Below are 15,032 nucleotides of genomic sequence, written 5' to 3'. Positions count from 1 at the left end.
ATGGTCTTCTATGCAGAGATAATGTTTTTGGCAGGTTTTCCTTTGGCCTTGGCCGGGGGAGCAAGCTGAGATGCAGGCTGGGATGCGCGTGCGGCCGCCGGCAGCGCCTTCGCATGCGCCTTGATCGCACGATCGAATACCGCCAGCATCTGCTGCAGGCTTGCTTCCTCATCCGGCGTGGGCGCTTCGGGCACTTGCAGCACTTGCTGCAGCCATTCGCCCAGCGCGCCGATGGCATCCGGTTCTGCACGCGACAGCAAAGTTGGCAAGGTGGAGATGGCGGCATCGAAATCATGCAGCATCAAACGTGCCTGCTGGCGCACAATGCCGCGGAATTCTTCCATGTTGAAGCCTTGCGTGTATTGCGGCTTGACCAGTTTGAGGGCCAGGTTGACGCGGCGCTCGTCGGCGATCATGCGGAAGCGGTAGATGTAGAACAGTGCGCGTACGGCCGCTTCCACCAGGCCGCCGTGCTGCATGTCCTCGTCCATCTTGCGCGTTTCGCAGCGCACGTATTCGCAGTGCTCGGGCGAGATGCCAGGGTGGGGGCGCGGCGGCGTAGCGTCGCCGATGGCTTGTCCCGTCAGCGCCTGTACCAGGGGCGAACCGTACACCAGGTCGAAGGTCGTTTCCTGCACGGTATCGCGCCAGTCGCGCCAACTGTTCAAGCTGGCCGTGATGGCGCCGGAGATGGCCTCCTGCATGGCCAGCAGCGGGTTGTCCGGCGCCACCGGTTGGCGGTGAGCACGCACTTTCTCCGCCTCCTTGGCTACCAGCCTGGCCAAAGGATTGTGGTCCGTCCAGCGCTCGTACGACACGCGCAGCGGATGCGTGAGCTGCAGGAAGCGTGCCGACTGCGGCGTGACCATGGCGCGTACCCACGGTTGCGCGAAGGTACGGTACAGTGCCAGGTTCACCTCGGACACGCGCGCGGCAGCGGCGAACTTGCGGTCGTTTTCCACGCTTGGCTGCACGATGGCGCGCACGTCCTCTATGCCGCGGTGCTCGACCTGCAGCACATAGTCGCCACTGGCCAGGTCGGCGTTCGGCGTATCAGGCGTCTTGTCGACGATCCTCGCTTCGTAAATGCCGGCCGGCAGCAGGTTGATCAGGTCGATATTGCTGGCGAATTTCTGGTGTTCCTTGTGTCCCACCTTGGACGACACGAAAATACCCAGGTGGCCGATGCTGTCATGTACGGCATACACAATGGTCTGGTCGTGCAGCAGCACATCGTTGTCGTCGCGGTACAGGTCCGTGATCCAGCCCAGGGCCTGCGGCGGCGGCGTGATGTTGTCGCCGTTCGAACAGAAAACGACGATGGGCGAACGGATATTGCGCAAGTCCAGGCGCACGCCGTCGGAGGTGATCAACTCCGCCGTGGCCAGGCGGTTGCCGATGAACAGATTGTCGACGATGTACTGCATCTCGACATCGTTGAGGAACACGTGGCCGCCCCAGTATTTTTCAAATTCCAGGTAACGGGGCGCTTCCGTATCGATGTGCGCGTACAGGTTGTACTGCTTGCTCCACAGGGTGTTGGCCGGATTCAGCTTCTCGAAATTCTGCACCAAGCTGGCGCCGTCGAAACGGCCGTTGCCCAGGTCGCCCGCCAGCGCCGTGGCCCAGCTGCCGCCCATCAGCCCACCCGCGTAGCGCATCGGGTTGCGGCCATGCCAGCCGGCCCAGTACGACACGGGTGCGCCGGCAACGATGATGGGGCCGAACAGCTCCGGTCGCATGGCCGCGGTCATGAGGATTTGCCAGCCCGCCTGGCAATTGCCGATGACGACAGGCTTGCCCTCGCTCAGAGGATGCAGGGCGATGACTTTTTCCAGGAAGGCCGCCTCGGCGTGCATCACGTCTTCCACCGTCTGTCCCGGCACGGGATCGGGCAGGAAGCCGATGAAGTAGCACGGATGTCCGGCGCGCAGGGCCACGCCGATTTCGCTCTCGGCCTTGAAGCCGCCGATGCCGGGACCGTGGCCGGCGCGCGGATCAACGACGACGAACGGCCGCTTGGCTTGATCGGGCTCCGGTGCATCGGGCGTCAATATGCGCGCCAGGCCGTAGTTGACGGGACGCGCAAGCTCCAGGCCGGACATCACCAGTTCGGCGGGAAAATCCAGCACGTTCGGCACGTCCTCGGCCAGATGTTCCTGGTACTGGTTGCCGCGCCGGCGCATCACATCGGCGTACAGCACGATGCGCTGCCACGAGTCGCGTGCATAGTCGCCCAGCATGCCCAGGGACGGCAAGCCGCCGGTGGAGAAAAATGGAGCAGTTTCGATCTTCATGGCTATCCTTTTCATGCAAACAAACGCCGGAACATTCCGGCACGGGGGCTACGCCATCTGGCTGATGGTCTTGCGAAAGCGCGCCAGCGCGAAGGTAAACAAGGCCGTACCAATGGCCAGCAGTGCCAGGAACGGTTTCCACACCACGTCGATGCCGGCGCCCCGGTACAGGATCGCCTGGCTCAATTCGACGAAATGCGTGGTCGGCGCGATCAGCATGATGTTCTGCACCAGCTCGGGCATGCTTTCGCGCGGCGTGCTGCCGCCCGAGAGCATCTGCAGCGGCAGCAGCACGAGGATCAGGAGCATGCCGAACTGCGGCATGCTGCGCGCCACGGTGGCCAGGAAAATACCCATCGAGGTGGTGGCAAACAGGTGCAGGGCCGCGCCGCACAGGAACAGCGCGATCGAGCCTTCGATCGGCACATGCAGCATGCCGCGCACCACCAGGTTCAGCGACAGGGCGGCGGCCAGCAGCACCACCAGGCCCATCGACCATACCTTGCCCAGCATGATTTCGGCCGGCGTCACGGGCATCACCAGCAAGTGCTCGATGGTGCCGTGTTCGCGCTCGCGGATCAGGGCCGCGCCAGTCAGGATGATTGACAGCATCGTCACCTGGTTGATGATTTCCATCAGCGAGCCAAACCATGCCTGGCTCAGCGAAGGATTGAAGCGCGCGCGCATCACCAGCTCCACCGGCGAGACCGTTGCGCCGCGATAGCGCTTGGCGAATTCGGCCACTTCGCCGGCGACGATCTGCTGGATGTAGCCGCTGCCGCTGAAAGCCTGGCTCATGCGTGTGGCATCCACGTTCAGCTGCAACTCCGCCTGGCGCCCCCCCAGCACGTCCGACTGCAGCTTGGGCGGTATCGTCAGCACGAAGGTGTACTGCCCCGCGTCCAGGCCCGCATCGACCTGGCTCTGGTTGATCATGGCCGGCGGCGTGAACTGCGGCGGGAAAAAGGCCGAGGCGATGCGTCCGGACAGCGGCGATCCGTCCTCGTCGACGATGGCGATCGAGGCCATGTGCAAGGTTTCCGGCTTGGCCGTGGCGGCCACGTAGATCGCCAGCGTAAAGGTATACAAAATCAGGACCAGCATCATCGGATCGCGGATCAGGCTCCAGATTTCCTTCACGCCCAGGCGGTAGATATTTTCAAGATGGCGCATACGTTTACGACTCCTGTTTCTTCAGCAGCGCCACCGTCACGCCGAGGATCACGGGGATCGCCACGATCAGAGGCCAGAACGAGGCGTGCAGGTCGCCGAATCCCAGCGCCTTGTTGAATACGCCGCGGCTGATATTGAGCATGTGCGTGGCCGGGTACATCAGGCCGATCGCCTTGCCCACGCCTTCCATCGAGGAGACAGGATTGAGCAGGCCGGAAAACTGGATGGCCGGGATCATGGTGCCGATCATGGTCACGAACAAGGCCGCGATCTGGCTGCGCGTAAACGTCGAGGCGAACAGGCCGATGCCGGTGGCGCAGATGTTGAAGATGAAGGTAGCGCCGATCAAGGTCGGCAAGCTTCCCTTGATCGGCACACCGAAGGCCGTCACCGCCAGCAGGGCCATGAGCACGAAGTTGAGCATGGCCAGCAGCACGTAAGGCACCTGCTTGCCGAGCAAGAATTCCAGGCGCGTGACGGGGGTCACGTACAGATTGATGATGGAACCCAGTTCCTTTTCGCGCACCACGGATAGCGCAGCGAGCATGGCCGGCAGCATCAGCAGCAACAAAGGAATCACGGCCGGCACCATGGCTGGCAGGCTTTTCACGTCCGGGTTGTAGCGGTAGCGCGTCTGGATGGCGACGGGATTGTTCATCTTGATGCCATAGCGGTGCAAGGCCTGGTCGGCCAGCCACAGTTGATGCATGCCCTGCACGTAGCCCTGCACGGTTTCGGCGCGCATCGGCATCGCGCCGTCGATCCACGCTCCCACCTGCGCAGGCGCGCCGCGCTGCACGTCGCGCGCAAAGCCAGGGGGAATCTCGATGGCCAGCGACAATTCGCCGCTGCGCATGCGCTTGTCGATATCGGCGTAGTCGCGCAGCGGCGGGCGCTCGACAAAGTAGCGCGAGCCAGCCAGGTTGTTTGTGTAATTCTGGCTCAGGGTCGTCTGGTCGTGATCGAGCACCGCATAACTGAGGTCTTCGACGTCCAGGCTGATGCCGAAGCCGATGACGAACAGCAGCAGCACGGAGCCCCCCAGCGCGAGCGTCAGGCGCACGGGATCGCGGCGCAATTCCAGCGTTTCGCGCCACATGTAGCTGAGCATGCGCCCAAGACTGAAGCGGCTTCGCTGCTGCTTCTGCTGCGGCGCCTGCGCTACCGCTTCCTGCAAGGGTGCCGCCGTTTCCGCCACTGTCGCCGCTGCCGTGCCACCACCCGCTTCTTCCAGGTAGGCGATGAAGGCCGCTTCCAGCGATGGTGCACCCTTCTTGCGCACCAGTTCTGCCGGTGCATCGCTGACCAGCACTTTACCCGCATGCATCAGCGAGATGCGGTCGCAGCGCTCGGCCTCGTTCATGAAGTGGGTGGAGATGAAGATGGTAACGCGGTCGCGCCGCGCCAGCTCGATCATCAGGCGCCAGAAATTGTCGCGCGCGATCGGGTCGACGCCGGACGTGGGTTCGTCGAGGATCAGCATCTCCGGCTTGTGCACCATGGCCACGGCCAGCGACAAGCGCTGGCGTATGCCCAGCGGAAGGCTGTCGGGCAAGTCGTCCATCACTGCGCGCAAGTCGAAGCGCTGCGCCATTTCATCGATGCGGGCAGCGATTTCCGCTTCCGGCACGTGGAACAGGCGCGCATGCAGCACCAGGTTCTGGCGCACCGTCAATTCACTGTACAGCGAAAACGCCTGCGACATATAGCCGACTCTTCGGCGCGTGTCGATATCGTTGGAATCGACTTCCTTGCCGAACAGCCAGGCCTTGCCTTCCGTCGCCGGCAGCAGGCCCGTGAGCATCTTCATGGTGGTCGACTTGCCGCAACCGTTCGAGCCGAGAAAGCCGAAGATCTCACCGCGGCCAATGCGGAAATTCACATGATCGACGGCCGTAAAATCGCCGAAGCGCATGGTCAGGTCCTGCGCCTCGATGGCGACATCCTGCGCACTGGCGGCATCGAGCGGCGTGATCACCACTGGCTGATGGCCCGCCCGCTTGGCTTCGGGCAGCAGCTTGATGAAGGCGGCCTCCAGGTTATCGCTTTGCGTACGCGCCAGCAGTTCGGCCGGAGTGCCCGTATCAAGCACCTTGCCGTCATCCATGGCGACCAGCCAGTCGAAGCGCTGCGCTTCGTCCATGTAGGCGGTGGCGACCATCACGCTCATCTGCGGGCGCTGCACGCGGATGCCGGCGATCAAGTCCCAGAACTGGGCGCGCGCCAGCGGGTCGACGCCGGTGGTCGGTTCATCCAGAATGAGCAGGTCGGGATCGTGGATCAGGGCGCAGCACAGGCCCAGTTTCTGCTTCATGCCACCCGACAGTTTGCCCGCCGGGCGCGCCAGGAAGGGATGCAAGCCCGTGCTGCGGGTCAGCTGGTCGATGCGGCGGCGGCGTTCGGCGGCATCGTGGCCGAACAGACGCGCGAAGAACTGCAGGTTTTCCTCGACCGACAGGGTCGGATACAGATTCTTGCCCAGGCCTTGCGGCATGTAGGCGATGCGCGGGCAGACATCGTCGCGATGGCGCGCATCGCGCATGTCGCCGCCCAGCGCCATCACGCTGCCTTGCTGCACGACGCGCGCGCCGGCCACCAGCGACAGCAGGCTTGATTTGCCCACGCCATCGGGCCCGATCAAGCCCACCATGCGGCCGGCCGGCACATCGAGGTCGATGCCATCGAGCGCCACCGTCTTGCCGTAATGCTGGCTGACGCCCTTGATGCTGACGACAAATGGGGTCACGTCCATGGTCACTGCGGAACCTTGGCCGTCAGTTCAGCCGGCCATGCCTGCTTTGTATCGAGACGCACCCAGGCTACGCCGGGCAAGCCCACTTTCACCAGCGCCAAATGCTTTTGCAGCAGCTCGCGGCTGATCTGGGCTTTCACGCGGAACATCAGCTTCTGACGCTCGCTGGCCGTTTCCACCGTCTTCGGCGTGAACTGCGCGCTGGCAGCGACAAACGAGATCGTTGCCGGAATCACGTAGTTGGGCGCTGCGTCGAGGATGATGCGCACTTCGCCGCCCATCGCCACCTTGCCAGCCGCCGTCTCGGGCAGGAAGAAAGTCATGTAGACGTCCGACAGGTCGACCAGGTTGAGGACCTTGCCGCCACCGGCAAGTACTTCACCCTGCTGCGCCACCAGGTATTGCACGCGGCCGTCGCGCGGCGCGGCCAGCTGGCCATCGGCCAGGTCGGCGTCGATGCGTGCGGTGGTCGCTTCGGCGGCCGTCACTGCGGAACGCGAACCGACCACCTGTGCCTTGGCCGCATCGATGGCCGCCTGCGCCGCCGTGACCTGCGCCTTGGCCGCATTCAGGGCTGCGGCCACGCTGCGCACGCGGGCGCGGTCATCGTCAAGTTCCTGCACCGAGGAAGCGCCCTCTTTCGACAAGGTTTCCGAGCGGGCCAGGCGGCGCCGGGCCGCATCGAGTTCGCTTTCACGCTGCGCCACCAGCGCCAGCGCGGCCGCCTTGTCGCTCTCGCGCACGGCCACCTGGGCCTGCGCACCGACCACCGCGTCGGACGCCTGCTGCTGGCGCGCGCGCGCCTCGTCACGCTGCGCCGTCAGCGAGTCCACCTGCATGGTGGCCAGCGGCTGGCCCGCCTTCACGAAGTCGCCCTCGCGCACGAGGATGTCCTTGACGCGGCCGGACAGCTTGGTGGCGACGTCGATTTCGGTTGCTTCGATGCGGCCATTGCCGCTGACGAAACCTTCACCGGGTCCGGTGGGGCGCATTTTTTGCCAGGCCACAAAGCCCAGTATGAGAACGGCGGCGACCAGCGCGGCGGGGATGAGTTTTTTCTTCAGTTGTGGAGTCATGGTGTCGGCAATCGCAATTAATTGGAGAACGTGGTGGCGGCAGCGGGTGCGCCGCCGCCCAGGGCGGCATACAGGCTGACCTGGCTGGAGAGCAGCGCGCGGCGCGTCTGCACCAGTTGCTGCTCGACCGTCAGCAGGTCGCGCTGCGCATCAAGCACTTCCAGGTAGGGCGCGGCGCCATTGTCGTAGCGCAGCTTGGCCAGGCGCGCACGTTCGCTCTGCGCGGCCAGGGTAGTCTTGCCGATGTCCACCTGCAGCGCCAGCCAGCGCCGGTTCGACAACGCGTCGGCCACTTCGCGAAACGCGCCCTGAACGCTCTTTTCATAATTGGCCACGGCCACGTCGCGGCGTACCTCGGCCAGGTCCATGTTGGCGCGGATGCGGCCCGCGTCAAAGATCGGCAGCACCAGGCGCGGCGCGAAATTCCAGGCGCCGCTACCCGAATCGAACAGGCCGCTCAATTCAGCGCTGGCCGTACCGTAGGCCGCCGTCAGCGAAATGGTGGGAAAGAAGGCGGCGCGCGCGGCGCCGATATTGGCGTGCGCGGCGCGCAGCTGATGCTCGGCCGCCACCAGGTCGGGGCGCTGCGCCAGCAAGGCAGATGGCAAGCCCGCATGCAAGGGCTGCAGCACGCTGGCGTCATCGAAGCGGCGCACCTCACCAGCCACCGGCGTCAGGTCGACGGGGCCGCCCACCAGCTGGGCCAGAGCGTGCGCCTGGACGGCACGCGCCTGCTCCAGCTGCGCCGACAGCGACAAGGCCTGGCTAAGCAGGGTTTCCACCTGCGTCAGATCCAGCTTGGAAATCGAACCGACCTCGAAGCGACGCGTAAAGATGCGCAGCGACTCGGCGCGGCTGTCGACCGTGGCGCGCGCCAGCGCCACCCGTTCATCCAGTTCGCGCAAGCCCAGGTAGCCATTGGCCACCTGCGCCACCAGGGCCACGCCGACGGCGCGGCGCGCCTCGTCGCTGGCCAGCAAGGTTTGCAGCGCGCTGTCCTTCAGGCTGCGCACGCGGCCCCAGAAATCGAGCTCCCATGCGCTCACGTTCAAGCCCGCCTGGTACTGCGCGCTTGTCATGGGGCGGCCCGTCACGCTCAGGTCACCGGGCACGCGCGCACGGCTGCCGGAAGCGCCCAGCGCGATGGTGGGGAACTGCTCCGCGCGCTGTATGCCATACGCGGCGCGCGCCTCTTCCACGCGCAGGGCGGCGATGCGGATATCGCGGTTGCTGGCCAGCGCCTGCGTAATCAGCGCCTGCAGGCGCGCATCGGCAAAATAGGCTTGCCAGGCGATATCGGCCGCGTGCGCGCCGGCGGAATCGGTTTCCGGATACTGCTCCGCCACGGGGAGCGGCGGTGGCGCGTACGGCGGCGCCATCGAGGCGCAGCCGGCCAGGGCAAGCGTGGTGGCCAGCGCGGCCATCCTGGCGCACGCGGATAATGCGGGAACAGGCATGATCATCTTCTTCCAGTCAATTCAGAATGTTGTAGCCGCCATCGACATACAGGGTGCCACCCGTGATGGCGCGCGCGCCGTCGCCGGCGAGGAAGGCGCACAACGCGCCCACGTCCTCGATAGTGGCCAGGCGCCGCATGGGCGAGCGTTCGATGGCGTCGGCCATCAGGCGGTCGAAATGGGCAATGCCGGAAGCGGCCCGGGTCTCCAGAGGACCCGGCGAGATGGCATTGACGCGGATGCCTTGCGGGCCCAGTTCGGCGGCCAGGTAGCGCACCGATGCTTCCAGCGCCGCCTTCACGGGTCCCATCAAGCCATAATCGGCAATGACTTCCTCGGCGCCCAGGTAACTCATGGTCATCAGGCTGCCGCCGTCCGGCATCAGGGGTTCGGCCAGCTTCGCCATGCGCATGAGGGAGTGGCAGGAGATATCCATCGCCTGCGCGAAGCCGTCAGCCGAACTGTCCGTCACGCGGCCATGCAAGTCTTGTTTGGGCGCGTAAGCGATGGAATGGACCACAAAATCGAGCCCCCCCCACTGCTGCGCGATCTGCGCAAACAGCGCTTCGAGCTGGCCCGGCACGGCCACGTCGAGTGGCGCCATGATGGCCGCCTGCACTTGCTGCGCCAACGGTTCCACATGTGGACGGGCCTTGTCATTGAGCCAGGTGACTGCCAGTTCGGCACCGGCTGCGCGCAATGCGCTGGCGCAGCCCCAGGCGATGCTTTGCGCGTTGGCGATACCGACCACCAGCCCCCGCTTGCCCTGCAAAGGCAAGTACTGCTGCAAGGCGGCCGTCATGCCTGAACAGGACGCAGTGCGGGCCAGGGAGTGGCCGCATGCACGCATCGCACTGCGCCGGCACGCATGGCGGCGGCGCAAATGGCCAGGGTAACGCCGCCGGCACGCGCATACGGCAAGGCAATGGGAGTGTGGGGGTGTAAGGTACTGCACGCGTCAGGCGCGGGGATCTGCATCTTCATGAATCGGGCTTCCGTCACTGAAATTCGAGGCCAGCACCAGTGCATTCTCGGGGAACTGGTACGGGGCGAAATTACTCTACAGCATTTAGAAGCGTGATTCGTGATAAGTCCGATCCGCATTTCATGACGCTTTGAGCTAGGTCAACTATAAGTGCGATTGCGGCAATGCAACATTGATGTAAATCAAATTTTACCTCAATATTATCTAAATGAAATATTTTTCAAGCAAGCGTGCGGGGATGCTTATTTGATAATTCCACTGGGCTGGCGGGAAGAAAAGTGACTTTGCCAGCGAAGGCAGGAATTGCCAGAAAAACAAGCAACACTGGGCAGTGGCGGGCGGTGGGTGGTGAAGGATGGACAGAATGAGGGCCATGCTATTGCGTTGCAACATGGCCCGCCATGCCTTGCGGGGTTAAGCTGAACGGCCTTATTTGCGCGGCGCCGTGGCGGGACGCGAATACAGGTCGATGATGGTGCTGATGCCATCCTGGCATACGGAGCAGAACGTCTCGCTGCGGTCGAACATGATGCACTGCATCTCCGGCCGGTAGTAGCCGGACGATTCGTAGTTGGCGCCTTCAAAGGCGCCCACCGCATGGCGCTGCGGCGCCTTCGAGAACAGCTGTTGCGTGTACGCCAGGTCGGCCTTGAACAAGTCGCTCATCTCGCTTTCCGGGCGGTTGGCCGAACGCAGGGCGGCGCGCTGTTTCTGGTACTCGCGCGCATGGATGTCGTACGCCTCCTTCGGCCATGGCGTGGGCAGCGGCGTGCCCGCCTTGACATGGTTCTTCCATTTCAGCCTGGCCGGATCGCGCAGCGCCGTGGCATTCGGCTCCCACGGTTCCTGCCGCTCGCCATTCGACTGATAGGCCACGGGCGAGGTGTAGTACTCGTCGGCCAGGCCGGCGAAATGGTGGCCGAATTCATGCACGAACAGGTAATTGGCCCAGTCGTTGTTCGCTGCGGCCGTGCTGAACTGGCCAAAGATGCCACCGCCGCCGTAGGTGTCGTTGTTGACGAGGATTTCAATGAATTCATACGGCGCATATTGCGCCAGGTCGCGCAGGGCGCGGTTATCCGTCGTCAGCACATAGCGCTCGCTGCCGAAGATATCGTAGCGCGTGCCCAACGGCGACGCATGGTGCACGCCCGTCGATGGACGCGACACACCCGACTCCTGCGTCGGCGCGGCCATGGCCCACACATTGAAATCATTGGCCCGTTCGCGGAACGGCGACACAGTAAACAGGTGCTCGGCCAATTTCCGCGCCGTCGCTTCGAACTTGCCCATTTCCGCGGCCGTGTAGCCATCTCCCATGATCAGCAGGTCGACCTTGCCGGACGACGGACCGCTGACACGGATCGGGATCGGTTTGACGGGCGCCGGCGGCTGCTTGCGGATCACATCCTGCGCCGCCGGGTCGACATCGGTGCTCCATACAATGGAAAACAGGCCACGCTCGTCGCGCTTCAGGATGCGTACGCGCACGGGCTGCTCCGGCTGCGGGAAACGCACGGATTCCTGGAAGGCGCGCGTGGTGGTTTTCGCTTCATCGGTGCTGGCCCACTCGCCGAAGATGGTGGAAAAGCCGCGCGAATACAGCACCTTGCCCGACTTGATATCGACCACTTCCAGCAGGTTGTTGCCGCGGTTGCTGTCGTCGATAGGGCGCGCCGGATTGCCAGGCCATGGCAAGGGCTCGACCAGCACGCGTTCAACCGCATAATGTTCGCCCAGCGCATTGCCGCTGTGCTGGTAATCGAGGCGCATGGTGGCCTGCTGGGCGGCAATGGTCGCCGCCGCGACAGGGAGCGTGCCGGCGGCCAGCGCCAGAGTGCAGAGGAAGGAGCGAATCGGAGTCTGCTGCATGTCATTCCTAAAACGGTAGAAAAACAGGTGAAGGGAACGGTTTTCCAAACAATCAGCGGGCTCGCCGGCAGGCGCGGGGAAAACCGCTGCGGCACATTGTAGCGACAGGAAGGGGGCATGCAAAGCGCCCATTTCACCCGATACGCTTGACCATGCCAACCTATCGGCTTATATTAGATTGACTAGTCGATTAATGAATTAATACGGAAAACGGACAGACACCATGCGCACCATCGATCCTGATAAACACGCGGCCCGCCGTGACGCCATCGTCGCCGCAGCGCGCCACTGCTTTGCCCGCAAAGGCTTCCATCAGACCAGCACGGCCTCCATCTGCGCGCAAGCGGGCATGAGTCCCGGCAACCTGTTTCATTACTTCCCCACCAAGCAAGCCATCATCGCCGCCATCGTCGACCAGGAAGGCAACGAGACGGCCGCCTATTTCGCCGGCGTGCAAGGCAGCGCCGATGCGTACCGCGCCCTGCTCGATTTCATGGACCTGGTGCTGGCGCTGGCGGCCGACGGGGATTTTGCGGGACTGGCGCTGGAAATTTCTGCCGAAGCGATGCGCGATCCAGATATCGCGGCCAGGGTGGCGCGCAACGATGTCGTGCTGCGCGCCGGCGTGCAGGCGCTGCTGGAAAGCGCCGCTGCGCAAGGCCAGGTCGACACCGCGCTGGATGCTGCGCAAACGGCCAGCTGGATCGCCGCGCTGATCGACGGCATCTTCAATCGGGTCGCCGTCGATCCCCAATACGCACCGCTGGCGCAGCGCGCCAGCTTGCACCTGCTGCTGGCGCGCTTCCTGCGCCCTGCCCGCTCATGAGCGGCGCCATGACGGCAACACCGGCGCGCATCGCTGACGTCGACGCCCTGCGCGGCTGCGCGTTATTCGGCATTTTGGCCGTCAATATCGGCGCCTTCGCCACGCCCTGGTTCGGCCTGGGCTTGACCGATCCCGCCTTTCACGGCGGCGTGGACCGCGCCACGCATTTTCTCGTCGCCCTGCTGTTCGAGACCAAGTTCTATCTGCTGTTTTCCTTCCTGTTCGGCTACAGCTTCACCTTGCAGATGCAGGCGGCCGCGCGCGCCGATGCGCCGTTTGTGCCGCGCATGCTGCGCCGGCAAGCTGGCCTATGGCTGATCGGCGCCCTGCATGCAGTGGTCCTGTTTCATGGCGACATACTCACCACCTACGCCCTGCTGGGCATCGTGCTGCTGGCGCTGCATCGCTGCGGCGAACGCCAGGCACTGTCCCTGGCCTTGATTCTCGTCACCGTCTGCGTGGGGTTCTGGGGATGGATGGCCTGGATGCAAAGTCTTCAGCCGGCGGGCGACGCCGCCCAGCAGGCCGTGGCCATGGCGCAGAAAGCGGCAACCGCGCTGGCCGCCTACCGCGCCACTCCGGCCACCGTCATCCTGCAGCATCTGCGCGAACTGAGTGACATCTGGATCGTCCTGCTGCTGGTACAGGCGCCGTGCGCGCTGGCCATGTTCCTGTGCGGCCTGGCTGCCGGCAAGCGCGAGATGCTGCTGCACGCAAGCGATTACCTGCCTCTGCGCCGCCGCCTGCTGTGGGCCGGCACGCTGGCGGGATTACCCGGCGCCGCCTTCTATGCATGGACGTCCGTGTATGTGCAAAGCCAGGCATGGCAGCTGGCGGGACTGGCCGTGGGACTGGCGACCGCGCCGCTGCTGGCCGGCACCTACCTGGCGCTGGCGCTGGCCCTGTTCGAGCGCCTGCGCGGCGGAACGCTGTTCCCCCTGCTGGCCGATATGGGCCGCATGGCCCTGTCGAACTACCTGCTGCAGTCGGCCATCTGTGCCTGGCTGTTCCTCGCGTACGGCGCACGGCTGATGGGCAGCGTCTCGCCGCTCGGGGCACTGGCGCTTGCCGTCATCCTCTTTTGCGTGCAGCTGCCACTGAGCCGCTGGTGGCTGCGCGGCCACGCGTATGGCCCTGTCGAGTGGCTGCTCAGGGCATTGACGATCGCCGCCTGGCCACGCTGGCGGCGCGCCAACGCCGCTTATTTGTAGCGGTACAGCGGCTGGCGCAGCTGGATCGGGCGGATATCGAGGCGCAGCTTCAGCACCGAATACGCTTCCGCCTCGGTCGAGCTGTAGCCGACGCTGTTGACGGTCTTGCTGAACCTGAATTCAAAACCCAGGTCCGGATACGGATCGCGCGGGTTGCCAAAGGCGATGCCGATGGCTTCCTGCTGCGCGTTGTCGATCAGGTTGCCCATCAGATCGAGCACAGCGTTATTGCCGAGGATATCGTTGGTAAACACGGGCTCGCGCATGTCCGGCTGGTTCGGATCGAGCTTGTTGTCGGCCTTGTCCGGCGACGGCGTAAACACGCGCGTGACGAGGTTGAATTTGTCGCCCCGGTCCAGGTAGCTGATGGCGGCGTTGCTGATATTAAAATTTTTCACGCCACGGTCGCTGATGGCGCCCGACAGGTCGATCAGCAAGGCGCCGCTGTAGCCGATGACTTCCACGTCGCGCATGGCGTCGACCACCATGGCGCTGTTTTCATCGATGCCCAGTCCCAGGTGATAGCCTTTTTTCAGCATCACGGGAATCATGCGCGCAAAGCGCCCGCGCACCAGCAGATGCTGGTCCACGAAGACATCGCTGCCGATGAAGCCCAGTCCCGGCGCAATCTCGCGGCCATCCGTCACGCCCATCTTGAGCATGTCGAGCACGGGTTTGGCGTCATAAAACATGGTGGTGCTCATGATGGCCGCACCGGCGCTGGAACCGGCGATCACGCCGCCGCTGCGGTAGACCGACCAGATGGCCTCCAGCGCGGCCGTGCGGCTGCCGTCCGGGCGCAGCAAGGCTTGCGTGATGCGCCCCTGGTCGCCACCGGCAAAATAGATGCCGGTGGCCGACTTGATCTGCGTGACGATGGCCGGATCTTCGGCGGCCTTGCGGTAATCACGATTGGCCAGTTTGACGGCCAGTGGCACGAAAAAAGCATCGGCGCCATATTGATTGAGTTTCTTAATGATGCTTTCACCCGATTTTTCCGGATTCATCGCGGCCGAGGCCAGCACGGCAATACGCGCGCCCGGCCCGCCCGACAACTTGACGATGCGCTGCCAGACTTCGGCATTGTCGGCGCGCAGGCCGCCACCGATGATGACGAGGGTGCCCTGCGGGGCGCTGCCGATGGCACTTCCGCCAGGCGCCGCCACGGCATGGAAGCTGCACAATGCCAGCGCGAACAGCAGCGCGGCGCGGAAGGTGTGATACAGGCTTGAAGATGATTTCATGGTACCTCTCGAATACACGGAAAGGGGCACGCGCCTGGCGCGCGCCCTTGCTGCCCAAACCACTGCTTGCAACCCAACTCCATCGAACTACGATATTACTTGCTGCATATGACAGCGTTGTTGCGGTATCTCCACGCTT

10 protein-coding genes are annotated in these 15,032 nt (G+C 64.1%); 2 read left to right on the top strand and 8 right to left on the bottom strand.

What is annotated here, in order from left to right:
• Positions 1 to 8: 8 nt before the first annotated feature.
• The 7 genes from C8C89_RS07670 to C8C89_RS07640 all read right to left on the bottom strand — a co-directional run bounded on the left by C8C89_RS07670 (position 9) and on the right by C8C89_RS07640 (position 11,612).
• On the bottom strand, positions 9 to 2,243 hold the full coding sequence (locus C8C89_RS07670; protein WP_243858262.1) for a DUF3141 domain-containing protein: 2,235 nt from the start codon (positions 2,241 to 2,243) through the stop codon (positions 9 to 11).
• Between the two features lie 102 nt (positions 2,244 to 2,345).
• Complete coding sequence (locus C8C89_RS07665; protein WP_101482821.1) at positions 2,346 to 3,470, bottom strand: ABC transporter permease; 1,125 nt, start codon at positions 3,468 to 3,470, stop codon at positions 2,346 to 2,348.
• A gap of 4 nt (positions 3,471 to 3,474) precedes the next feature.
• Positions 3,475 to 6,222, bottom strand: coding sequence for a ribosome-associated ATPase/putative transporter RbbA (rbbA, locus tag C8C89_RS07660; RefSeq protein ID WP_133989266.1), 2,748 nt, complete (start codon positions 6,220 to 6,222; stop codon positions 3,475 to 3,477).
• 2 nt (positions 6,223 to 6,224) lie between these two features.
• Entirely contained in the window at positions 6,225 to 7,298 is a 1,074-nt protein-coding gene (locus C8C89_RS07655) for an HlyD family efflux transporter periplasmic adaptor subunit (RefSeq protein WP_101482823.1), read from the bottom strand.
• Between the two features lie 17 nt (positions 7,299 to 7,315).
• Positions 7,316 to 8,761, bottom strand: coding sequence for an efflux transporter outer membrane subunit (locus tag C8C89_RS07650; RefSeq protein WP_101482824.1), 1,446 nt, complete (start codon positions 8,759 to 8,761; stop codon positions 7,316 to 7,318).
• 10 nt (positions 8,762 to 8,771) lie between these two features.
• Positions 8,772 to 9,557 carry an enoyl-ACP reductase FabI gene (fabI, locus tag C8C89_RS07645; protein ID WP_101482825.1) on the bottom strand — a complete coding sequence of 262 codons (786 nt, stop codon included), beginning with the start codon at positions 9,555 to 9,557 and terminating at the stop codon, positions 8,772 to 8,774.
• A gap of 612 nt (positions 9,558 to 10,169) precedes the next feature.
• Positions 10,170 to 11,612 (bottom strand): IgA Peptidase M64, encoded by a 1,443-nt coding sequence (locus tag C8C89_RS07640; RefSeq protein WP_133989265.1) that lies wholly within the window; start codon positions 11,610 to 11,612, stop codon positions 10,170 to 10,172.
• A gap of 223 nt (positions 11,613 to 11,835) precedes the next feature.
• Here C8C89_RS07640 and C8C89_RS07635 point away from each other — a divergent pair, with 223 nt between their 5' ends.
• Positions 11,836 to 12,438, top strand: a complete 603-nt coding sequence (locus C8C89_RS07635) for a TetR/AcrR family transcriptional regulator (protein WP_133989264.1) — start codon at positions 11,836 to 11,838, stop codon at positions 12,436 to 12,438.
• A gap of 8 nt (positions 12,439 to 12,446) precedes the next feature.
• On the top strand, positions 12,447 to 13,649 hold the full coding sequence (locus C8C89_RS07630) for a DUF418 domain-containing protein (RefSeq protein WP_133989263.1): 1,203 nt from the start codon (positions 12,447 to 12,449) through the stop codon (positions 13,647 to 13,649).
• Here C8C89_RS07630 and C8C89_RS07625 read toward each other — a convergent pair.
• Complete coding sequence (locus C8C89_RS07625; RefSeq protein ID WP_101482828.1) at positions 13,640 to 14,893, bottom strand: cyanophycinase; 1,254 nt, start codon at positions 14,891 to 14,893, stop codon at positions 13,640 to 13,642. The genes C8C89_RS07630 and C8C89_RS07625 overlap by 10 nt on opposite strands.
• Between the last annotated feature and the right edge of the window lie 139 nt (positions 14,894 to 15,032).

It is taken from the genome of Janthinobacterium sp. 75 (genome assembly GCF_004365495.1).
Lineage (GTDB): Bacteria > Pseudomonadota > Gammaproteobacteria > Burkholderiales > Burkholderiaceae_D > Janthinobacterium.
This window is presented reverse-complemented; position numbering and strand designations above follow the sequence as displayed.